Origin of the sequence: Pseudomonas sp. TSRC2-2, from assembly GCF_049897785.1 — a bacterium.
GTDB lineage: Bacteria > Pseudomonadota > Gammaproteobacteria > Pseudomonadales > Pseudomonadaceae > Aquipseudomonas.
Genome location: NZ_JAFCWZ010000003.1, coordinates 556,403 through 576,612, shown reverse-complemented (window position 1 = coordinate 576,612; position 20,210 = coordinate 556,403). Strand labels below are relative to the sequence as shown.

Annotated in this window: 20 protein-coding genes; 10 read left to right on the top strand and 10 right to left on the bottom strand. The window is 58.9% G+C overall.

What is annotated here, in order from left to right; translation table 11 throughout:
- Positions 1–278: 278 nt before the first annotated feature.
- Positions 279–1,478 carry a tyrosine--tRNA ligase gene (gene tyrS / locus ACP7D9_RS08650; RefSeq protein WP_426156731.1) on the bottom strand — a complete coding sequence of 400 codons (1,200 nt, stop codon included), beginning with the start codon at positions 1,476–1,478 and terminating at the stop codon, positions 279–281.
- 211 nt (positions 1,479–1,689) lie between these two features.
- Here tyrS and ACP7D9_RS08645 point away from each other — a divergent pair, with 211 nt between their 5' ends.
- Both ACP7D9_RS08645 and ACP7D9_RS08640 read left to right on the top strand, forming a co-directional pair.
- A complete protein-coding gene (locus tag ACP7D9_RS08645) occupies positions 1,690–3,114 on the top strand; it encodes a peptidoglycan DD-metalloendopeptidase family protein (RefSeq protein WP_426156706.1) in 1,425 nt (474 codons plus the stop codon).
- Positions 3,115–3,117: 3 nt separating this feature from the next.
- Entirely contained in the window at positions 3,118–4,209 is a 1,092-nt protein-coding gene (locus ACP7D9_RS08640; RefSeq protein ID WP_313005137.1) for an anhydro-N-acetylmuramic acid kinase, read from the top strand.
- Positions 4,210–4,277: 68 nt separating this feature from the next.
- On the opposite strand, the gene erpA is transcribed toward ACP7D9_RS08640, so the two are convergent.
- Both erpA and argC read right to left on the bottom strand, forming a co-directional pair.
- Positions 4,278–4,628, bottom strand: a complete 351-nt coding sequence (gene erpA / locus ACP7D9_RS08635; RefSeq protein ID WP_003176443.1) for an iron-sulfur cluster insertion protein ErpA — start codon at positions 4,626–4,628, stop codon at positions 4,278–4,280.
- Positions 4,629–4,773: 145 nt separating this feature from the next.
- On the bottom strand, positions 4,774–5,808 hold the full coding sequence (argC, locus tag ACP7D9_RS08630) for an N-acetyl-gamma-glutamyl-phosphate reductase (RefSeq protein WP_101160815.1): 1,035 nt from the start codon (positions 5,806–5,808) through the stop codon (positions 4,774–4,776).
- 134 nt (positions 5,809–5,942) lie between these two features.
- On the opposite strand from argC, the gene hemJ reads away from it, so the two are divergent.
- From hemJ to coq7, 6 genes are all read left to right on the top strand, one after another.
- The gene (gene hemJ, locus ACP7D9_RS08625) at positions 5,943–6,371 is read left to right on the top strand and encodes a protoporphyrinogen oxidase HemJ (RefSeq protein WP_101160818.1); all 429 of its coding nucleotides are present in this window, start codon (positions 5,943–5,945) and stop codon (positions 6,369–6,371) included.
- 33 nt (positions 6,372–6,404) lie between these two features.
- Positions 6,405–7,373, top strand: coding sequence for an NAD(P)H-dependent flavin oxidoreductase (locus ACP7D9_RS08620; RefSeq protein WP_426156703.1), 969 nt, complete (start codon positions 6,405–6,407; stop codon positions 7,371–7,373).
- A 78-nt stretch (positions 7,374–7,451) separates the two neighbouring features.
- Positions 7,452–8,399 (top strand): DUF805 domain-containing protein, encoded by a 948-nt coding sequence (locus tag ACP7D9_RS08615; protein ID WP_426156701.1) that lies wholly within the window; start codon positions 7,452–7,454, stop codon positions 8,397–8,399.
- 61 nt (positions 8,400–8,460) lie between these two features.
- Positions 8,461–9,249, top strand: a complete 789-nt coding sequence (locus ACP7D9_RS08610; protein WP_101160824.1) for an SDR family NAD(P)-dependent oxidoreductase — start codon at positions 8,461–8,463, stop codon at positions 9,247–9,249.
- 56 nt (positions 9,250–9,305) lie between these two features.
- The gene (locus tag ACP7D9_RS08605) at positions 9,306–9,644 is read left to right on the top strand and encodes a histidine triad nucleotide-binding protein (RefSeq protein WP_016772924.1); all 339 of its coding nucleotides are present in this window, start codon (positions 9,306–9,308) and stop codon (positions 9,642–9,644) included.
- Positions 9,645–9,800: 156 nt separating this feature from the next.
- Complete coding sequence (gene coq7 / locus ACP7D9_RS08600; RefSeq protein WP_426156698.1) at positions 9,801–10,448, top strand: 2-polyprenyl-3-methyl-6-methoxy-1,4-benzoquinone monooxygenase; 648 nt, start codon at positions 9,801–9,803, stop codon at positions 10,446–10,448.
- 110 nt (positions 10,449–10,558) lie between these two features.
- Here the strand turns inward: coq7 and speD are convergent, their stop codons facing one another.
- Together speD and ACP7D9_RS08590 are read right to left on the bottom strand one after the other, a co-directional pair.
- On the bottom strand, positions 10,559–11,353 hold the full coding sequence (gene speD, locus ACP7D9_RS08595) for an adenosylmethionine decarboxylase (protein ID WP_024014530.1): 795 nt from the start codon (positions 11,351–11,353) through the stop codon (positions 10,559–10,561).
- Positions 11,354–11,590: 237 nt separating this feature from the next.
- Positions 11,591–12,013, bottom strand: coding sequence for an OsmC family protein (locus ACP7D9_RS08590; protein WP_016772921.1), 423 nt, complete (start codon positions 12,011–12,013; stop codon positions 11,591–11,593).
- Between the two features lie 229 nt (positions 12,014–12,242).
- Between ACP7D9_RS08590 and crp the strand changes: the two genes are divergently transcribed.
- Positions 12,243–12,887 (top strand): cAMP-activated global transcriptional regulator CRP, encoded by a 645-nt coding sequence (gene crp / locus ACP7D9_RS08585; protein WP_101160829.1) that lies wholly within the window; start codon positions 12,243–12,245, stop codon positions 12,885–12,887.
- 9 nt (positions 12,888–12,896) lie between these two features.
- Here crp and ACP7D9_RS08580 read toward each other — a convergent pair whose 3' ends face one another.
- The 4 genes from ACP7D9_RS08580 to ACP7D9_RS08565 form a co-directional block, all read right to left on the bottom strand.
- On the bottom strand, positions 12,897–13,598 hold the full coding sequence (locus tag ACP7D9_RS08580) for a lipoate--protein ligase family protein (RefSeq protein ID WP_426156695.1): 702 nt from the start codon (positions 13,596–13,598) through the stop codon (positions 12,897–12,899).
- Positions 13,599–13,733: 135 nt separating this feature from the next.
- Positions 13,734–14,573 carry an indole-3-glycerol phosphate synthase TrpC gene (gene trpC, locus ACP7D9_RS08575; RefSeq protein ID WP_101160835.1) on the bottom strand — a complete coding sequence of 280 codons (840 nt, stop codon included), beginning with the start codon at positions 14,571–14,573 and terminating at the stop codon, positions 13,734–13,736.
- Positions 14,570–15,619 (bottom strand): anthranilate phosphoribosyltransferase, encoded by a 1,050-nt coding sequence (gene trpD / locus ACP7D9_RS08570; RefSeq protein WP_101160837.1) that lies wholly within the window; start codon positions 15,617–15,619, stop codon positions 14,570–14,572. Before trpD ends, trpC begins: the two co-directional genes overlap by 4 nt.
- Before the next feature lie 9 nt (positions 15,620–15,628).
- On the bottom strand, positions 15,629–16,222 hold the full coding sequence (locus tag ACP7D9_RS08565; RefSeq protein ID WP_426156692.1) for an aminodeoxychorismate/anthranilate synthase component II: 594 nt from the start codon (positions 16,220–16,222) through the stop codon (positions 15,629–15,631).
- A gap of 407 nt (positions 16,223–16,629) precedes the next feature.
- On the opposite strand from ACP7D9_RS08565, the gene estP reads away from it, so the two are divergent.
- Positions 16,630–18,537 (top strand): esterase EstP, encoded by a 1,908-nt coding sequence (estP, locus tag ACP7D9_RS08560; protein ID WP_397479796.1) that lies wholly within the window; start codon positions 16,630–16,632, stop codon positions 18,535–18,537.
- Between the two features lie 170 nt (positions 18,538–18,707).
- Here the strand turns inward: estP and trpE are convergent, their stop codons facing one another.
- The gene (trpE, locus tag ACP7D9_RS08555; RefSeq protein ID WP_426156690.1) at positions 18,708–20,189 is read right to left on the bottom strand and encodes an anthranilate synthase component I; all 1,482 of its coding nucleotides are present in this window, start codon (positions 20,187–20,189) and stop codon (positions 18,708–18,710) included.
- Positions 20,190–20,210: the final 21 nt, after the last annotated feature.

The window sequence follows — 20,210 nt, the reverse complement described above, 5'->3', positions numbered from 1 at the left end:
TGCGCTTCCGATCTCTCGTTAGCGGGAGGCGAATTCTACAGCGTTAATCGCTGCTGTCAACACCTCTTTTTCTCCGCTTTCGACCGAGAAGATCGAACCGTTAAAAGAGCTACACATCATTGCTCTTTCAACTCCTTCCAGGCTTCGATGATCTGAAGCAAGCCGCTGCCGAAAACTGCATAACTCTTTGAATCTCAAGGAGTTTTCCGTTTCGACTGCGCCGGAAGTGGGGCGAATTATAGACCTCTAAAATTCGCCGTCAACCCCTAATTCCAACTTTATTCAGATTTCAACGTGATACGTGCAAAAGCCTTCTTACCCGCCTGGCAAACGTGAGTCGCGCCCAGTGCATATATAAAGGAGCGATCAACCACTTCACCATCGACACGGACCCCGCCCGCTGCCAACAGGTCGCGCGCCGCTGCGGAGTTTTTCACCAGGCCCGCCTTGTTAAGAACAGCAGCGATCGGCATATCTTCAGCCGAAGCCAGTTCGATCTCAGGCAAGTCATCTGGAAGCTCGCCATCTTTCATCCGGTTGCCAGCGCCACGGTGAGCATTTGCCGCCGCCTCCTCACCATGGAAACGCGCAACGATCTCTTCAGCCAGCTTGATCTTGATGTCACGCGGATTCGCACCCGCCTTTACATCAACCTGGAATGCGTTGATTTCATCCATCGACCGAAAGCTGAGCAACTCGAAGTAACGCCACATCAGCGCATCCGGGATCGAAACCAGCTTGCTGTACATGACGCCCGGCGCCTCCTGGATACCGACGTAGTTGCCCAGCGACTTGGACATCTTCTTAACGCCATCCAGACCTTCCAGCAGCGGCATGGTCAGAATGCACTGAGCTTCCTGGCCATAACCACGCTGCAACTCGCGCCCCATCAGCAGGTTGAACTTCTGATCGGTACCGCCCAGTTCCACATCCGCGCGCAGCGCTACCGAGTCATACCCCTGAACCAGCGGATAGAGGAACTCGTGAATAGCGATCGGTTGATTGGTGGTGTAGCGCTTGTCGAAGTCGTCGCGCTCGAGCATGCGAGCGACGGTGTACTGCGAAGTCAGACGAATGAAATCCGCAGGCCCCATCTTGTCCATCCAGGTGGAGTTGAAGGCAACTTCGGTTTTCGCCGGATCAAGAATTTTGAAAACCTGAGTCTTGTAGGTCTCGGCATTCTCCAGAACCTGCTCGCGCGTCAGCGGTGGACGCGTAGCGCTCTTGCCACTCGGATCACCGATCATCCCGGTGAAGTCACCTATAAGGAAGATCACCTGATGCCCCAGCTCCTGGAACTGACGCAGCTTATTAATAAGCACGGTATGACCCAGATGCAGATCCGGAGCGGTCGGATCGAAACCAGCCTTGATACGCAACGGTTGGCCGCGCTTGAGCTTCTCGACCAGCTCGGACTCGACCAATAGTTCTTCCGCACCACGTTTAATCAGCGCTAGCTGCTCTTCAACCGACTTCATAACAGACCCGCAAGGCTCAGATTCAAAGGGAACCAACCATACAAGAACGCGCACCAATTACAAGTTTTGCCCGGCGCACGAACACCAATCCACGGGCCTTGGCTCCGCAGACTTGCTTCACAGATGATTTGGTTATATTTTATACAGTTATTTCATCTTCATCATGTCATTCATCTTTTCCAATTCATCTATTCAAAGTCAAAAATTACCTATGACCACAGAACCGTCTAAAGCGCCCCCGCTTTACCCTAAGACCCACCTGCTTGCCGCAAGTGGAATCGCCGCCCTTCTCAGTCTGGCGTTGCTGGTATTCCCGTCCAGCGACGTTGAAGCCAAAAAGACGACTCTGAGTCTCGAACTGGAAAGCCCTGCCGAACAACTGACACAAGATCAAGACGCCGCTGACGCGGCTCAAGCCACAAACGAACCGGCAGCTTCGCCGTTTGCACAAATCGAAAACAGCCGCGAAAGCACCGCGCAAACCGCTGAAACCGCCCCGGCGCCTGTCGCGCTCGCAGAGAAGCCGAAAGAGCCAGGCCATCGGGAAGTGGTCGTCGCCAAAGGCGACACACTGTCTACCCTGTTCGAAAAGGTCGGTCTGCCGGCGGCGTCCGTGCATGAAGTACTGGCGAGCGATAAGCAAGCCAAGCAGTTCAGCCAGCTCAAGCGTGGTCAGAAACTCGAATTCGAACTGAGTCCGGAAGGCCAGTTGACCAGCCTGCATAGCAAGGTCAGCGATGTTGAAACCATCACCCTGACCAAAAACGACAAGGGTTATTCGTTCAATCGCGTCACCGCCAAGCCAACCGTTCGCACCGCTTACGTACACGGCGTTATCAACAGCTCACTGTCGCAGTCGGCTGCGCGGGCTGGCCTGTCTCACAGCCTGACCATGGATATGGCGAGCGTCTTCGGGTACGACGTCGATTTCGCACAGGACATTCGCCAAGGCGACGAATTCGATGTGATCTACGAGCAGAAAGTCATCAATGGCAAAGCCGTCGGCAACGGCCCGATCCTGTCTGCACGCTTCACCAACCGCGGCAAGACTTACACCGCGGTTCGCTACACAAACAAACAAGGCAACAGCAGCTATTACACTGCCGATGGCAACAGCATGCGCAAGGCTTTCATCCGGACACCGGTTGACTTCGCCCGCATCAGCTCGAAATTTTCCATGGGCCGCAAACATCCGATTCTCAACAAGATCCGCGCCCACAAAGGCGTTGACTATGCCGCACCACGGGGCACGCCGATCAAGGCTGCTGGTGACGGCAAAGTGTTGCTGGCCGGCCGTCGTGGTGGTTACGGCAACACTGTGATCATTCAGCACGGCAACACTTACCGCACGCTTTACGGCCACATGCAGGGCTTCGCCAAAGGCGTGAAAACCGGCGGCACCGTCAAGCAAGGTCAGGTGATCGGCTACATCGGCACCACGGGGCTGTCGACTGGTCCGCATTTGCACTATGAATTCCAGGTCAATGGCGTACACGTCGATCCGCTGGGCCAGAAGCTGCCGATGGCCGATCCGATCGCCAAGTCCGAACGCGCGCGCTTCATGTCGCAGAGCCAGCCATTGATGGCGCGCATGGATCAAGAGAAGGCCACCATGCTGGCTTCGAGCAAGCGCTAGGCCATGGCCCTGTATATCGGTGTGATGTCCGGAACCAGTCTCGACGGGCTGGACATCGCCCTGATCGAGCAGAACCCGGCGATCAACTTGATCGCCACCCACTACCTGCCAATGCCTGACTCCCTGCGCGCCGAGCTGCTTGGCTTGTGTGCCAGCGGCGACGACGAGATCGCTCGTTCGGCGATTGCTCAGCAACGCTGGGTCGAACTTGCCGCTTCAGGTATCCACGCCCTCCTCACCCGACAACAGCTCGAACCCCAAGCCATCCGCGCCATCGGCAGCCACGGCCAGACTATTCGCCATGAACCGGCGCGCGGTTTCACAGTACAGATCGGTAACCCTGCCCTGCTGACTGAGTTGACCGGTATTACCGTCGTCAGTGATTTCCGCAGCCGCGATGTCGCTGCCGGCGGCCAAGGTGCGCCTTTGGTGCCAGCCTTTCATGAGGCCTTGTTTGAAGAGCGTACCGGTAACCGGGCAGTCTTGAATGTAGGCGGATTCAGCAATCTGAGTCTGATTGAGCCGAACACACCTGTAGCCGGCTTCGACTGTGGCCCGGGAAATGTTCTGATGGATGCCTGGATTCATTGTCAACGCGGCGAAAACTATGACCGGGACGGCCAATGGGCTGCGACCGGCAAGGTTGAACCAACGCTACTCAAGGCACTGCTCAGCGACCCGTTCTTCGTCACCAAAGGCCCGAAGAGTACGGGCCGGGAAGTCTTCAATCTGCCATGGCTGGAGCAGCATCTTTCGCGCCTGCCGACCTTCACTGCCGAAGACGTTCAGGCCACGCTACTTGAGCTGACGGCGCGGACCATCGTCGAGTCGCTACAAAGTGCTCAGCCGGACACACGAGAACTGCTGGTCTGTGGCGGTGGCGCCCATAACGCGACGCTGATGAAGCGTCTGGCGGATCTACTGCCAAACACCAAAGTCGCCAGCACCGCAACTCACGGTATAGATCCGGATTGGGTCGAAGCCATGGCCTTCGCTTGGCTCGCTCATTGCTGCCTGGAAGGGATTGCTGCTAACCGGCCAAGCGTCACGGGTGCTCGGGGTCTGCGCGTACTCGGCGCCATCTATCCGGCATAAGCTTCAAACACAAAAACGCCGCAGAACCGAAAGGCTCTGCGGCGCTTTGCGTGTGCGGTGAAGCGCGATCAGATCGAGAACGACGATCCGCAACCACAAGTTGTAGTGGCATTCGGGTTCTTGATCACGAAGCGCGAACCTTCCAGCCCTTCCTGATAATCAACCTCGGCACCGGCCAGGTATTGGAAACTCATCGGATCGACCACCAGGCTCACGCCCTCGCGCTCGACGATGGTGTCGTCATCGGCCACGTCTTCATCGAAGGTGAAACCGTATTGAAACCCTGAACAACCGCCGCCCGTAACGAATACGCGCAGCTTCAGGCGATCATTCCCCTCTTCATCGACCAGGCTCTTCACTTTGTGCGCGGCACCGTGGGTGAATTGCAAAGCCGTGGGGGTGAAGGATTCGACGCTCATGCTGACTATCTCCCGGCGTTACGCCGCCATAATGCGTGATGACGCGCATTATCCGCTTGTCCTAGAAAATTGGTCAACTATTAGAGAGCAGCGGCAAGCTTCAAGCCGTGAGCTTCAAGCTTGCCGCTGATAGGCTGCGGCAGTGTCAGGGCAGCATGCCGGCGTGAGACAAACCGAAGCGTTCGTCCAGGCCAAACAGGATGTTCATGTTCTGCACCGCCTGCCCCGACGCGCCTTTGACAAGGTTGTCGATGACCGACAGTACCACGACCAGATCACCATCCTGAGGGCGGTGCACCGCGATGCGGCAGACGTTGGCGCCACGCACGCTACGGGTTTCGGGATGGCTGCCGGCCGGCATTACGTCGACGAACGGTTCGTTGGCATAGCGCTTTTCGAACAGTGCCTGCAGATCAACCGAGCGATCCGCTACTGTCGCGTAGAGCGTGGAGTGAATACCGCGAATCATCGGCGTCAAATGCGGGACGAAGGTCAGGCCGACATCCTTGCCCGCCGCCCGACGCAGGCCCTGGCGAATTTCCGGCAGGTGACGATGACCTTTTACCGCATAGGCCTTCATGCTTTCCGACGTCTCGGAGTACAAAGAACCTACAGCCGCACCACGCCCGGCACCACTGACACCGGATTTGCAGTCGGCGATCAAACGCGATGCGTCGGCCAGACCTGCTTCCAGCAACGGCAGGAAACCCAATTGCGTTGCGGTCGGATAGCAACCCGGCACCGCGATCAGGCGCGCTTTCTTGATCTGCTCGCGATTGACTTCCGGCAGACCATAGACCGCTTCGTCCAGCAATTCCGGTGCGCCGTGTGGCTGGCCGTACCACTTGGCCCATTCGTCAGCGTCCTGCAGACGGAAGTCGGCGGACAAATCGATGACCTTGGTGCCCGCCGCCAGCAGCTCGCCTGCCAAGGCGTGAGCCACACCGTGTGGCGTGGCGAAGAACACCACATCGCAGGCGCCAAGGGTTTTCACGTCTGGCACGCTGAACGCCAGCCCGTCATAGTGGCCGCGCAGGTTCGGGTACATGTCAGCCACGGCCAGACCGGCCTCGGATCGGGAAGTGATGACGACCACTTCTGCCTGCGGATGCTGTGCCAACAGACGCAGCAGTTCGACACCGGTGTAACCCGTGCCGCCGACGATACCGACCTTGACCATAAACCTGCCCTCAACGAACCCACTGGAAAGCCGTCGATAATAGGGGCCGCGCGCGCCTGCGACAACCGCCAAGGTGACGCGCGGACGCTCAAGCCTCTACTATCTGGCTACCGTGAATGAGGGAATAACCAAAAATGCTCTATCTATGGCTCAAAGCGTTTCACATCGTCAGCATCGTTTGCTGGTTTGCCGGGCTGTTCTACTTGCCGCGCCTGTTCGTTTACCACGCACAAAGCACAGACACGATCAGCCAAGAACGCTTCAGCGTCATGGAGCGCAAGCTGTATCGCGGCATCATGGGCCCGGCGATGATCGCCACGCTGATCTTCGGTGGTTGGCTGATCTACCTTAATCCCAGCCTCTTCAGCCAGGGTGGCTGGATCCACGCCAAACTGACCCTCGTCGTGCTGCTGATCGGTTACCACCATATGTGCGGCGCGCAGGTAAAGCGTTTTGCGCGTGGCGAAAATACCCGCAGCCATGTCTTTTATCGCTGGTTCAATGAGGTGCCGGTTCTGATATTGCTGGCTATCGTAATTCTGGTCGTGGTCAAGCCGTTCTAACTTCAACCAATACAGATCCTTGGGGTGTTCACAATGTCGCTGCCCGTTCTGCTCGAACAACGTCTGCGTCTGCCCGTGGTAGCGGCGCCGATGTTCCTGATCTCCAATCCGGAACTGGTGCTCGCCTGTTGCCGCAATGGCGTGGTCGGCAGCTTTCCGGCGCTCAATCAGCGCGAAAGCAGTGGGTTCAAAGCCTGGCTGGAACAGATCGAAGCGGGCCTGGCGACGCTCCACAACCCGGCACCTTATGCCGTGAACCTGATTGCTCACCACAGCAACCCGCGCCTGCAGGCGGATCTGGACATCTGCGTCGAACACAAGGTGCCGATCGTTATCACCAGCCTCGGCGCGGTAAAGGAACTGGTCGACGCGGTGCACAGCTATGGCGGTCTGGTGTTCCACGACGTCACCACGCGGCGCCATGCCGAGAAAGCCGCTGAAGCCGGTGTCGACGGGCTGATTGCCGTCGCGGCCGGCGCCGGCGGACATGCCGGTACCTGGAGTCCGTTTGCGCTAATTGCAGAAATCCGTGAGTTTTTCGACAAGACGCTGTTGCTTGCAGGATGTTTGAACCACGGTCATGAGATTCTTGCCGCACAGCTGCTTGGTGCAGATTTGGCCTACTTCGGTACGCGATTTATCGGCACCACCGAAAGTCACGCGCCTGACGCCTACAAAGACATGCTGCTGACAGCCAAGGCTGCCGACATCATTCATACTCCAGCGGTGTCGGGAGTGCCGGCCAGTTTCATGCGCCAGAGCCTGGAGGCGGCCGGTTTCGATATGGCAGCACTGCAAGGCAAGGGCGAGGTCAACTTCGGCGACAAGCTCAAGCCCATCAATGACGAAGCCAAAGCCTGGAAGACCGTATGGTCTGCGGGCCAAGGTGTCGGGCAGATCGATGACTTGCCGAGCGTGGATCAATTGGTTGCACGGCTCGATGCTGAATATCGTCAGGCTCAGGCGCGCGCCGCACAGCTGCCGGAACGCTGGCCGCGCTGAGAGATACCCGGCCATTCGCTTTCAGACTGGCCTTTTACCGAATACCTGCAAACCAATCGCGACAAGGATGCCTCGGCCATGAGCGAACCCCGTTACAAGATCGTCTTCGACGGCGCGCTGCAGCCCGGCGTCGACCTCACTACTGCCAAACTGAATCTGGCGGATCTGTTCAAAAGTGATGTGGCTGGCATCGAGCGCCTTTTCAGTGGCCGCGCCGTCGCCCTCAAACGGGACTTGTCCCACAATGATGCCCAGACGTACCTGCAAGCGTTGAGCAAAACCGGGATCGATGCGCGGATCGAAGCGGAAACCGCCATCGAGCTGAATCTGGCGGATGTCCGCGATAACCCGGCAGCGGCGACCGAACCGGACACACCCTACGCCCCGCCCCGCGCGAATGTCGGAGAGAGCCTGCCAGCGTTCGCTACGCTCAAGCCATTCAGCGTCGAGGGCCGGATCGGTCGCCTGCGCTTTTTGGCCTGGACCATGGTCTTAAGTCTGGTGACCTTGCCTATCGTCGGCGTGTTCGCCCTGATTGCTTTGGGCCTGGTCAGCGGAGACTCGACCACCGGCCTGATCCTGGGCGGGATTCTGGCTCTCTTCCTGTTCATTGGCTTCATGATCGTCAGCATTCTGTTCAGCGTTCAGCGCCTGCACGATATCGGCTGGTCGGGCTGGCTGTGGTTGCTCAATCTGGTGCCTTTCGTGGGCAGCTTCTTCCCCCTGGTGATCATGCTCGCTCCCGGCAACGCCGGCGCCAACCGCTATGGGCCGCCACCACCGCCCAACAGTACGGCGGTCAAGGTGTTGTGCTCTTTATGGATCGTGTTCATCGCGCTGATTTTTGCCGGCGGTCTACTCGGCGGCTTCTCGGCTGTGCAGGAAGAATATGAAAGCAATCTGGAGAGCAGCTATGACAGCGGCTCGGTGACGACCGACGACGTTGAGGTCGTCGAACCGCCAGCGATTTCCGCCGACGAGGCAGCCGAACCCGCGCAGGCCCCTGTAGACTCTGCGCAAGAATGAACAGCGCTCCCCGTCGTGACAACCGCGTCGCCGGCGCGGAGCTGTTGCGATGGAGAATTGCATGACCCGTTACGCTCTGATCACTGGCGCTTCCAGCGGCATCGGCCTGGCCATGGCCGAAGCGCTGGCCCGGCGCGGCCGCAGCCTGATTCTGGTGGCACGACAGCGTGATCAGCTGGAGAGTATCGCCATCGAGCTGACCCAGCGTTTCGATGTCGAAGTATTGTTTCGTGCCTGCGACCTCGGCGAACCGTTGCGCCTGTCAGGCTTTTTACTGGAGCTGGAAGAAGGCGACCGGCAGATCGATCTGCTGGTCAATTGCGCCGGCATCGGCACGTGCGGGCCGTTCCTTGCACAGGACTGGATGACAGAGCAGGATCTCATCGAGGTCAACATTCTCGCCCTCACCCGCCTCTGCCACGCGGTGGGCAACAGCATGGCGCTGCTGGGTGGCGGGCAGATTCTGAACGTCGCGTCGGTCGCCGCCTACAGTCCCGGCCCGTGGATGAGCACCTACTACGCCAGTAAAGCGTATGTGCTGCATTTTTCCGAAGCCTTGCGCGTGGAGCTCAAACAAAGCGGCGTGAAAGTTTCGGTCCTGTGCCCCGGCCCGACGCGTACACCATTCTTCCGAACCGCACAGATGAGCAGCGAAAAGATCGAAAGCAGCAACTCGCTGATGAGCCCGGAAGAAGTGGCGCTGCATGCCGTGCGTGCGCTGGATAAAAACCGCGCGATCATCATTCCGGGACGACGCAACCGCTGGCTGGCGTTCCTGTCGCGACTGGGTTCGCGCTGGCTTAACCGGACGATTGTCGGCATGGTCAACAAAGCTTACTGCCCCCGCTAGGAAAGCGACTTCCAAGCGGTACACTTGATTCAGCCCAACTCAACGGAGAAACAGCAGTGGATACTCTGTTCACCAAGATCATCAACCGGGAAATCCCGGCCAATATCATTTACGAGGACGACCAGGTTCTGGCCTTCCACGACATCGCCCCGCAGGCCCCAGTGCACTTTCTGGTGATTCCGAAGAAACCGGTGCGCACGCTCAACGACCTGACCGAAGACGACAAGGCACTGGCCGGGCACATTTTGTTCACCGCACAGCGTCTTGCGCTTGAACTGGGTTGTGAAGAAGGCTTTCGCGTGGTGATGAACTGCAATGAACTTGGTGGGCAGACTGTCTATCACATCCATATGCACGTGCTGGGGCAGCGCCAGATGAACTGGCCGCCGGGCTGAAACTCACTGCGGCTTGCCGAAGGCTGCGATCCTTTGATTTTGCAGCCTTCGGCGACATGGAGCGATAACCCGCAACACTGCGGCCAATGACCCAGCGCAAACCCTCGCCGGCCGATTCGGTTAAACTGGCCGCCGAGATTCTTCCCGGAGGTCAGCATGACTACCCAACGTCACTACTCGCCCATAGACCGTCTGCTGCTGCAAGCCGATGCCGCGATGCGCACCCTGTTGCCCTTCAGTGGCCAGCCGTACCGCCCATCGCCGGCGATTCTGCAGCCGGACACGCTAATGAGCGATGAGGACACCCGCCACGTCGCTGGCCTGATGCGCATCAACCACACCGGCGAGGTCTGCGCCCAGGCGCTGTATCAAGGACAGGCGCTGACCGCCAAGTTGCCGCAGGTGCGCGAAGCGATGGAGCACGCAGCTGAAGAAGAGATCGATCATCTGGTCTGGTGTGAGCAGCGCATCCATCAATTGGGCAGTCACACCAGCGTGTTGAATCCATTGTTTTATGGCATGTCGTTCGGCATCGGCGCGGTCGCCGGGCTGATCAGCGACAAGGTCAGTCTTGGTTTCGTAGCGGCGACCGAGCATCAGGTTTGCAAGCACCTGAACGAGCATCTGGAGCAATTGCCGGTCGAGGATGAAAAGTCCCGTGCGATTCTCGAGCAGATGCGCATTGATGAAGAACATCATGCGGAGAGCGCCCTGGATGCCGGCGGGTTTCGCTTTCCGGCGCCGGTGAAGTTCGGCATGAGTTTGTTGGCGAAGGTGATGACCAAAAGTACTTATCGGATCTGAGATATGTATCGCCCGATATAGCCCTATCGCTGGCAAGCCAGCTCCCACAGGGTTTTGTGTAAAGCAAGAAAAAGGCGACCAGGAGGTCGCCTTTTTTGTGCCCGAGAATCTCAGGTCGGCATGTTGCGCGCGTAGAAGATTTCCAGCATTTCGTGTTTCACACGGTCGGTCACCTGGGCACGTTGCTCGGGCGAAAGATTGCTGGTGGCGTCGCCGAACAGGTAGTTGTCCAGTTCGAAGTTCTTCAGCAGCATTTTGGTGTGGAACAGGTTTTCCTGGTACACGTTCACGTCGGTCATCTGGTACGCGTCGCGGGTGTCTTCGGAGAGGTAGTTCTGGATCGAGTTGATTTCGTGGTCGATGAAGTGCTTGTTGCCTTCAACGTCACGGGTGAAGCCGCGCACACGGTAATCCACGGTCACGATGTCCGAATCGAACTGGTGAATGAGGAAGTTGAGCGCTTTGAGCGGTGAAATGACACCACAGGTCGACACGTCGATATCCACACGGAACGTCGCAATACCATCGTCCGGATGGATTTCCGGATAGGTGTGCACCGTGATGTGGCTCTTGTCGAGGTGGGCCAGAATGATTTCCGGCAAGGGGCCCGGCGACTCTTCGATCTGGCTGTCAGTCGGGGTTACCGGCTCTTCCGAAATCAGAATCGTGACGCTGGCGCCCTGGGGTTCATAGTCCTGACTGGCGATGTTCAGGATGTTGGCACCAATGATCTCGACAACTTCTGTGAGAATCTGCGTCAGGCGTTTCGCGTTGTACTCTTGATTGATGTACTCGACGTAAGCCTGCTGGTCTTGCGGGGTTTCCGCGTAGCAGATGTCATAGATGTTGAAGCTCAAGGTCTTTGTCAGGTTATTGAACCCGTGGAGCTTGAGTTTGCTTTTCACCGTTAAAAACTCTCTATGTATGCGGCCCGGCCGCGTGATCAAGCATGCCCGTCAAGTGCGAACGACGCACCTGCGTAGGACGGTTAACACCTCTTCGCGATGGCGATTTTGGTTGTCTGTTCAGGCGGATGATCCGTCGGCTGACCGATCACTGCCCTGAAAAAAGTGGCGCATTATGCAGACGTCAGCGGGGGATCGCCAGAGTCTGCACTGCTTTTATGATAGTTGAATGTCGGATCAGCCGAGTTCGACGATTTCATAGTCGTGAGTGATTGCCACACCAGCCGCGCCGAGCATGATCGACGCCGAGCAATACTTCTCGGCAGACAGCTCGATGGCGCGCTTGACCTGGGCTTCTTTCAGGCCCCGGCCCTTGACCACGAAGTGCATGTGGATCTTGGTAAAGACCTTGGGATCTTCAGTCGCACGCTCGGCGTCAAGGAAGGCTTCGCAGCTTTCCACGGCCTGACGCGACTTTTTCAGGATGCTGACCACGTCGAAGTTGCTGCAACCGCCGACACCCAGCAAAAGCATTTCCATCGGGCGAACCCCGAGATTACGCCCACCGGCGTCCGGCGGGCCGTCCATCACCACAACATGACCGCTGCCGGATTCGCCGAGGAACATGGCTTCGCCAGCCCATTGGATGCGTGCCTTCATCGCCCAGACTCCACTGTAAAAAAAGGGTCGCCAGCTTAGCACAGCGCTTTGTCCCGGCAGGAACGACGTCCTAGGAAGGTTGCTTTCTGGCTGTAGGTAATTTCTCGAATTTTCGACGAAGTGTCTGGTAAGCTGGCGCCAATTCGCTGGCGCTCATTCGTCAGCCCTGTAGCGACCGCCTTCAGCGCCTCATAAAAACATCACCGTGCAGTCTTTTCGGGATACAACCATGGTTGCTATTACCCCCACACCCAAAATCAAGAACATCGACAAACTGTTGATGCATTGCCAGCGCCGCCGCCACGCAGCCAAGAGCAACATCATCTGCGCCGGCGATCGCTCGGACACGCTGTTCTTCATCATCAAGGGCTCGGTCACCATCCTCATCGAAGACGACGATGGTCGCGAGATGATCATTGCCTACCTCAACGCCGGCGACTTCTTCGGCGAACTGGGTTTGTTCGAACAGGCCGGCCACGAACAGGAACGCAGCGCCTGGGTGCGGGCCAAGGTCGAATGTGAAACTGCGGAAATCAGTTACGCCAAGTTCCGCGAGTTATCGCAGCAGGATCCAGACATTCTTTACGCGCTCAGCGGACAAATCGCACAGCGCCTGCGCAACACCACGCGCAAAGTCGGCGACCTCGCGTTCTTCGACGTCACCGGCCGCGTCGCCCGCTGCCTGCTGGAGCTCTGTAAACAGCCGGACGCCATGACTCACCCGGATGGAATGCAGATCAAAGTCACCCGTCAGGAGATCGGTCGAATTGTCGGTTGCTCGCGAGAGATGGTCGGCCGCGTGCTCAAGGATCTTGAAGAACGCAACCTGGTCGATGTCAAAGGCAAGACCATGGTGGTCTTCGGAACGCGCTGAGCCCGTCAATCAGGCGCTGTAGATCTGCGCCAGCATCAAACGAAACAATTCATCGAGACGCAACAACGCCTGTGGCGCGTTGAATTTTTCATGCAGGGCGATATGGCTTTGAGCCCGCACCCGCTGCTCCAGGTCGCAGGCTTCATTGAAGCGATTGACCGCGGCGACCATCGCTTCACGTTCGTCATCCATCAGCATCGCACCATGCACCAACCCCACCGGACGTTGGCCGCCCTGACTCTGGCGCCAGCGCTGGGCGGTGCCGACCATCTTGCGACCGTCGAGATTGACGTTGAAACGTCCGTCACAGAATGCGCCGTCGATTTCGCCGACCGACGAGGCGCCACCCAATTCATCCAACAACTGACAGATCGGATCGCACAGACGGCGGTAGCCGGTTTCGATGCGGTTCAGGTCACCTTCGCTGCGGGGCGGGGCATACACCAAGGCAATGTTGATGGTTGCAGCGGATTGCGGGACAGGTTCGCCGCCGGTCTCGCGCAACAGCACCGGCCAGCCGGACATAGCAGAGACTTCGCAGGCGTGGTCGAAGTGCGGGAGTCGGTTTAGGCGACGCGGCATCACTAGCGCGCGGTCGGTGGGTTGCCAGAACAGCAGGCCGAATTCGGCGTCACCGGCGCAGACCGAGGCCAACAAGTCCTGTTCGGCTTGCAGGCCGGATTCGATGGTCAGCGGGGTTGGCAGCGACATGGTGGGCTCCGGCAAATCTGCAATCTGTGGGGGTTTTGAGGGTCTCTTCGCGAGCAAGCCCGCTCCCACATTTGGAATGCACTTCCCTGTGGGAGCGGGCTTGCTCGCGAATGAGTCGACTCGGTCTGGAGCGAATCAGTCGAGGGTCGAACCGCTTATTACCGGACCGCCACGTTCCGGGAAGAACAGGCGCTGCAATTCAATGCCCGGATTTTCGGCGCGCATGAACGCTTCCCCGACCAGGAACGAATACACGTCGCTGATTTCCATCAGTTCGACGTCGGCCCGGTTGAGGATGCCGCTTTCGGTGATCACCAGGCGATCGCGCGGGATGCGCGGCAGCAGGTCGAGAGTGGTTTCCAAGTTGACGTCAAAGGTGTGCAGGTTGCGGTTGTTGACGCCGACCAGCGGCGTGTCGAGGGTCTTCAACGCGCGCTCCAGTTCGTCACCGTCGTGCACTTCGACCAATACGTCGAGACCGACACCTTTGGCCACGGCGGCCAGTTCGGCCATTTTCACGTCGTCCAGTGCGGAGACGATCAGCAGGACGCAATCGGCGCCCAGCGCGCGGGCTTCAACGATCTGGTACGGATCAATCATGAAGTCCTTGCGGATTACCGGCAGTTTGCAGGCAGCGCGCGCCTGTTGCAGGTAGGCGTCGGCACCCTGGAAGTAATCGATGTCGGTCAGCACCGACAGACACGTCGCCCCGCCCTTCTCGTAGCTTTTGGCGATGTCGGCTGGTACGAAGTCTTCGCGAATCACGCCTTTGCTCGGCGAAGCCTTTTTGATTTCGGCAATCACGGCCGGTTGTTTCTTTTTCGCTTGCGCCAGCAATGCCTGGGCAAAACCACGGGGTGCATCGGCCGCCTTGGCCAGACCTTCCAGCTCGCTCAGGCTGACCCGAGCGCTGCGCTCGGCGACTTCTTCAACCTTGCGCGCCAGAATCTTTTCCAGAACCGTCGGTACACTCATCCTTCATTCTCCACTTTGAATACCGCGGTAAAGGCACCCAGCTCCTCGAGCTTTTCCCGAGCGAGGCCAGTGTGCAGCGCATCGTGCGCCAGCTCCACACCTTGTTTCAGACTGCTTGCCAGGTCGGCGGCATACAGCGCCGCACCGGCATTGAGCACAATCATCTCGGCAGCTTTCTGGCCGTTGTCGGTTTTGCGCTTGCCGAGGGCATCGCGGATCAGCGCCAGCGACGCTTCCGGACCTTCGACCGAGAGACCGTGCAGGCTCTGGCTCTTCATGCCGAGATCTTCCGGTTCGACCCAATATTCAGTGATCTGGTTGTTTTTCAGCTCGGCGACAAAGGTCGGCGCGGCCAGGCTGAATTCGTCCAGACCGTCCTTCGAATGCACCACCAGCACGTGTTTGCTGCCCAATCGTTGCAAGACCTCCGCCAATGGGCGGCACAGCGTCTGGGTGAACACGCCCACCACTTGATGCTTCACGCCGGCCGGATTCGTAAGCGGGCCAAGCATGTTGAACAGCGTGCGCAGGCCGAGTTCGCGGCGCGGGCCGGCGGCGTATTTCATCGCTTTGTGGTGAGTCTGGGCGAACATGAACCCGATGCCGACGCTGTCGATGCAGCGCGCCACCTGAACCGGCGTCAGGTTCAAGTAGATGCCAGCAGCCTCCAGCAGATCGGCGCTGCCGCTCTTGCCGGACACCGCGCGGTTGCCGTGCTTGGCGACGGTGCAACCGGCCGCAGCGACAACAAAGGAGGACGCAGTCGATACGTTGAAGATGTTCGCACCGTCACCGCCAGTACCGACGACATCGACTACGCCGTCGAGGGTTTTCAGCTCGACCTGATCGGCGAGCTCACGCATCACCGACACGGCGCCAACGATCTCGTCGATGCTCTCGCTCTTCATGCGCATGGCCATCATGAACGCGCCGATCTGCGCTTCGGTGCATTGCCCGGTCATGATTTCGCGCATCACATCGCGCATTTCATCGGTGCTGAGGTCGAGGTGTTCGACGATACGGCTCAGGGCTGTCTTGATATTCATGGGAAGTCCTTAGCGCGTGCCGCCGGTTTGTTTGAGGAAATTGGCAAACAGTTCATGACCCTGCTCGGTGAGGATCGACTCGGGGTGGAACTGCACACCCTCGATATTCAGGGTCTTGTGACGCAGGCCCATGATCTCGTCGATCGAGCCGTCATCGTGCTGGGTCCACGCGGTCAGCTCCAGGCAATCGGGCAGGCTGTCGTGCTTGACGATCAGTGAGTGATAACGGGTAACGGTGAGCGGATGATTGAGACCGGCAAACACACCCTTGTCCTCGTGGAATACCGGGCTAGTCTTACCGTGCATGACCTGGCGGGCGCGGACCACGTCGCCGCCGAAGGCCTGGCCGATGGACTGGTGGCCAAGGCAGACGCCGAGAATCGGCAGTTTGCCGGCGAAGTGTTTGATCGCGTCGATGGAAATGCCCGCCTCGGTGGGCGTGCACGGCCCAGGGGAAACCACGATGCGCTCGGGATTCAGCGCTTCGATTTCGGCGATGGTCAGTTCGTCGTTGCGCACCACTTTGACCTCGGCACCCAGCTCGCCGAGATATTGCACAACGTTGTAAGTAAAGGAGTCGTAGTTGTCGATCATCAGCAACATGGCGTTTCGAACCTCTTGAATTCTGACTTGATGACAGCCTTCAGATGACTTGCCCGCAGGGCGCTGCGCGATGTCGGACGCGCAGAGGGCGCCAGCACAGCGGCATTTCAAACAGACAAGGAAGGCAAAGCGATACAGATCCGGCGAGGCCGGCAGAGAAGATTCAGGCGCGCCAACGCCAGCGGGCGTGTGCCTTGATGACTTGATCCAGAAGTTTGCTGGTGATCAACACGGGGAAGGTCTCGTTCATACGTTCCGGCACAGTAACTTAGCTGGGCGGAGCGTGCAATATGGCGGGGCCTGCGGGTTATAAAACGGCGGAAGGATTCGCGACCGATGGCAAAATGCCGAACGTTTTTGGTACTGTCGTTTCGTTCACCTACAACAATAAATAAACGGACTTGCTCATGATCAGACAGACGTTGTTTGTACCGCTGGCCAGCTGCGTGCTCGCACTCGCGTGCGCCCAGGCCAATGCAGCGCCCAATCCTTATTCCAGTTTCATTGTGTTCGGCGATAGCCTCAACGATGCCGGCACCTTCGCCGACACAGGCGGCCCGGCGGGTTCCACCGAGCGCTACACCAACCGCACCGGGCCGGTGTATCAGGACGGCAGCGGCGAAGTGTATTCATTGAATTCCACACAGTTGCTTGGCGGGCGCCTGGGCTATTCGCCGGACCAGACAGCCTCTTCCAGTTCCGCCGTGCGTGCGGAAAACGGCCAGCCCGACGGCAACAACTGGGCGGTCGGCGGCTATCGCACCGACCAGATTCTCGACTCGATCACCACCCAATCGGCCACCGGCGAACGCACGCGCCCCGGTTATCTGCCATCAAACGGCTTTCGCGCCGACCCGAATGCGCTGTACTACATTTCCGGTGGTGGCAACGATTTCCTCCAGGGCCGCATTTTGAGCCTGCCCCAGGCCAACGCCGCAGCCGATCGCCTGGCCGACAGCGTGCAGACGCTGCAGACCGCCGGCGCGAAATACGTGATGGTCTGGCTGCTGCCAGACGTGGGCCTGACCCCGGCACTCAACGGCACGCCGCTGCAAGCGTTCAGCAGCACCCTGGCCAACCAGTTCAACAGCCAGTTGGTGACGCGCCTGCAAGGCATCAACGCCGAAGTCATTCCGCTGAACATTCCGGTGCTGCTCTCGGAAGTCTTCGCCGACCCGGGGCGCTTCGGTCTGGCGACTGACCAGAACCTGACCGCCACCTGTTTCAGCGGCGGCGGCTGCCCTGAGAACGCCCGATACGGAATCAACAGCGCCACGCCAGATCCGACCAAACTGATCTACAACGATGGCGTGCACCCGACCGAATCCGGACAAAAACTGATCGCCGATTACGCCTACTCCCTGCTCGCAGCACCATGGGAATTGAGCCTGTTGCCGGAAATGGCTCACGGCACCGTGCGCGCGCATCAGGATGAATTGCGTAACCAGTGGCAGGCGGATTGGGAAAACTGGCAGGCGGTCGGCCAATGGCGCGCTATTGTCTCGGCCGGCGGACAGCGTCTGGATGTCGACAGCCAAAACAGCGCCGCCAGTGCCGATGGCAGCGGTTATAACCTCAACGTCGGTGGCAGCTATCGTCTCAACGAAGCCTGGCGCGTGGGCGTGGCGGCCGGTTTGTACCGGCAGAATCTTGAGGCCGGCCACAACGACTCTGATTACAAACTCAACAGCTACATGGCCACCGCGTTCGCCCAGTTCCAGCAGAACCGCTGGTGGGCCGACGCCGCGCTGACCGGCGGCAAACTCGACTACGACAACCTCAAGCGCAAGTTCGACCTCGGCGCCAGCGAGGGTGCGGAGAAAGGCGATACCGACGGCAGCCTGTGGGCGTTCAGCACGCGCCTGGGTTATGACATTGCGCAACCGGGCAGCCAATGGCATCTTTCGCCGTTTGTAAGCGCCGATTACGCCAGTGTCGATGTCGACGGTTACTCGGAAAAGAGCAACCGCGCCACGGCGCTGACCTTCGACGACCAGAGCCGCGATTCGAAACGTCTGGGCCTGGGGATTCAGGGCAAGTACAACTTCACCGCGCAGACTCAGGTTTACGGCGAATACGCTCACGAGCGTGAGTACGAAGATGACGTGCAGAAGGTCAATATCGCGCTCAATACCCTGCCGGCCAATGACTTCACCCTTGAAGGCTACACGCCGGCCAGTCACCTGAACCGCTTGAGCCTGGGTGTCAGTCACAAGCTGACGGCGGATCTGGCGTTGCGTGGGGGTTATACGTTCCGTAAGGATGATGACTTCAAGCAGCAGGGATTGAATGTCGGGGTTGTGCTGGATTTTTGAGTCGTAGATGCAAAAAAGCGGCGCCTGTCAGGGCGCCGCTTTTTTTGGCTACACACAAATCGAATGAGGGAGCGGGCTTGCTCGCGAATGCATTCGGTCAGTTGATGTAAAGGTCGACTGATCCACCGTTTTCGCGAGCAAGCCCGCTCCCACAGGGGTCGGTTGTGGGCTCAGGCTTCCGGGGTTTGCTCGGCCAGGGCCACGGCGCGGAACATTGCGCGGCGTTTGTTCAGGGTTTCTTCCCATTCCAGCGCCGGCACCGAATCGGCGACGATGCCGCCGCCGGCCTGCACGTGCAGTTCGCCGTTCTTGATCACCGCCGTACGAATGGCAATGGCAGTATCCATGTTGCCGTTCCAGGCAAAGTAACCGACCGCGCCCCCGTACACACCGCGCTTGACCGGCTCGAGCTCGTCGATGATTTCCATCGCGCGAATCTTCGGTGCCCCGGACAACGTACCCGCTGGCAGAATCGCCCGCAGCGCGTCCATCGCGGTCAGGCCCGCCTTCAACTGGCCGGTGACGTTGGAGACAATGTGCATGACATTGGAATAACGCTCGATGACCATTTTTTCGGTGAGCTTCACCGAGCCGATTTCCGAGACGCGCCCGGTATCGTTGCGGCCCAGATCGATCAGCATCAAGTGCTCGGCGATCTCCTTGTCATCCGAGAGCAGATCTTGCTCCAGCGCAGCATCGGCTTCTTCGGTCGCGCCGCGTGGGCGCGTGCCGGCGATCGGGCGTACGGTGATCAGGTTGTCTTCGACGCGCACCAGCACTTCCGGCGAACTGCCAACGACATGGAAATCACCAAAGTTGAAAAAATACATGTACGGCGTCGGGTTGAAGCAGCGCAGCGCGCGGTACAGATCGATCGGCGCAGCCTTGAAGTCGATCGACATACGCTGCGATGGCACCACCTGCATGCAGTCGCCGGCAAGGATGTATTCCTTGATGGTGTCGACGGCTTTTTCGTAATCGTTCTGGGTAAAACTGGAGCGGAACACCGGATCGGCCGATTGCTGTTTGCTGAAGTCCAGGCCACGACGCGGGGTGATCGGCTGGCGCAGTTGCTCAAGCAGTTCCTGCAAACGCGCCTGACCGTGTTCAAAGGCATCGGCCTGCGCCGGGTCGGCCAGCACGATCGCATGCATCTTGCTGGCGAGGTTGTCGAACACCACAACAGCGTCGGAGACCATCAGCAGAATGTCCGGCACGCCCAGCGGATCGGGATTCGGGCATTTGCCCAGACGTTTTTCGACATAACGCACGCAGTCGTAACCGAAGTAACCGACCAGGCCACCGTTGAAACGCGGCAGACCGGCAATGGTCGGCACGTTGTAGCGCGCCTTGAAGGTTTCGACGAAGGCCAATGGATCTTCAACGTCGTGGCTTTCGGTTTCGATGCCGTCAACGGTGATGCTGACATGATGGTCATGCACACGCAGAACGGTGCGGCACGGCAGGCCGATCATCGAGTAACGGCCCCATTTCTCGCCGCCCTGCACCGATTCGAGCAGGTAGGTGTTGGGCTGGTCGGCCAGTTTCAGGTAGATCGACAGCGGCGTGTCGAAGTCGGCCAGGGTTTCACAGGCCAGTGGAATGCGGTTATAGCCGTCAGCGGCCAGACGCAGGAATTCTTCGCGGATCATGAGGTGCCTCGTGGAATGAGG

Excerpts from the sequence above, each read along its gene's own strand:
- ACP7D9_RS08640 (WP_313005137.1), top strand. The coding sequence starts at position 3,118 with ATGGCCCTGTATATCGGTGTGATGTCCGGAACCAGTCTCGACGGGCTG.
- ACP7D9_RS08610 (WP_101160824.1), top strand. The coding sequence starts at position 8,461 with ATGACCCGTTACGCTCTGATCACTGGCGCTTCCAGCGGCATCGGCCTG.
- trpE (WP_426156690.1), bottom strand. The coding sequence starts at position 20,189 with ATGATCCGCGAAGAATTCCTGCGTCTGGCCGCTGACGGCTATAACCGC.
- ACP7D9_RS08615 (WP_426156701.1), top strand. The coding sequence starts at position 7,452 with ATGAGCGAACCCCGTTACAAGATCGTCTTCGACGGCGCGCTGCAGCCC.
- trpD (WP_101160837.1), bottom strand. The coding sequence starts at position 15,619 with ATGAATATCAAGACAGCCCTGAGCCGTATCGTCGAACACCTCGACCTC.
- coq7 (WP_426156698.1), top strand. The coding sequence starts at position 9,801 with ATGACTACCCAACGTCACTACTCGCCCATAGACCGTCTGCTGCTGCAA.
- argC (WP_101160815.1), bottom strand. The coding sequence starts at position 5,808 with ATGGTCAAGGTCGGTATCGTCGGCGGCACGGGTTACACCGGTGTCGAA.
- tyrS (WP_426156731.1), bottom strand. The coding sequence starts at position 1,478 with ATGAAGTCGGTTGAAGAGCAGCTAGCGCTGATTAAACGTGGTGCGGAA.
- hemJ (WP_101160818.1), top strand. The coding sequence starts at position 5,943 with ATGCTCTATCTATGGCTCAAAGCGTTTCACATCGTCAGCATCGTTTGC.
- ACP7D9_RS08565 (WP_426156692.1), bottom strand. The coding sequence starts at position 16,222 with ATGTTGCTGATGATCGACAACTACGACTCCTTTACTTACAACGTTGTG.
- estP (WP_397479796.1), top strand. The coding sequence starts at position 16,630 with ATGATCAGACAGACGTTGTTTGTACCGCTGGCCAGCTGCGTGCTCGCA.
- ACP7D9_RS08580 (WP_426156695.1), bottom strand. The coding sequence starts at position 13,598 with ATGTCGCTGCCAACCCCGCTGACCATCGAATCCGGCCTGCAAGCCGAA.
- ACP7D9_RS08590 (WP_016772921.1), bottom strand. The coding sequence starts at position 12,013 with ATGAAGGCACGCATCCAATGGGCTGGCGAAGCCATGTTCCTCGGCGAA.
- ACP7D9_RS08645 (WP_426156706.1), top strand. The coding sequence starts at position 1,690 with ATGACCACAGAACCGTCTAAAGCGCCCCCGCTTTACCCTAAGACCCAC.
- crp (WP_101160829.1), top strand. The coding sequence starts at position 12,243 with ATGGTTGCTATTACCCCCACACCCAAAATCAAGAACATCGACAAACTG.
- erpA (WP_003176443.1), bottom strand. The coding sequence starts at position 4,628 with ATGAGCGTCGAATCCTTCACCCCCACGGCTTTGCAATTCACCCACGGT.
- trpC (WP_101160835.1), bottom strand. The coding sequence starts at position 14,573 with ATGAGTGTACCGACGGTTCTGGAAAAGATTCTGGCGCGCAAGGTTGAA.
- ACP7D9_RS08620 (WP_426156703.1), top strand. The coding sequence starts at position 6,405 with ATGTCGCTGCCCGTTCTGCTCGAACAACGTCTGCGTCTGCCCGTGGTA.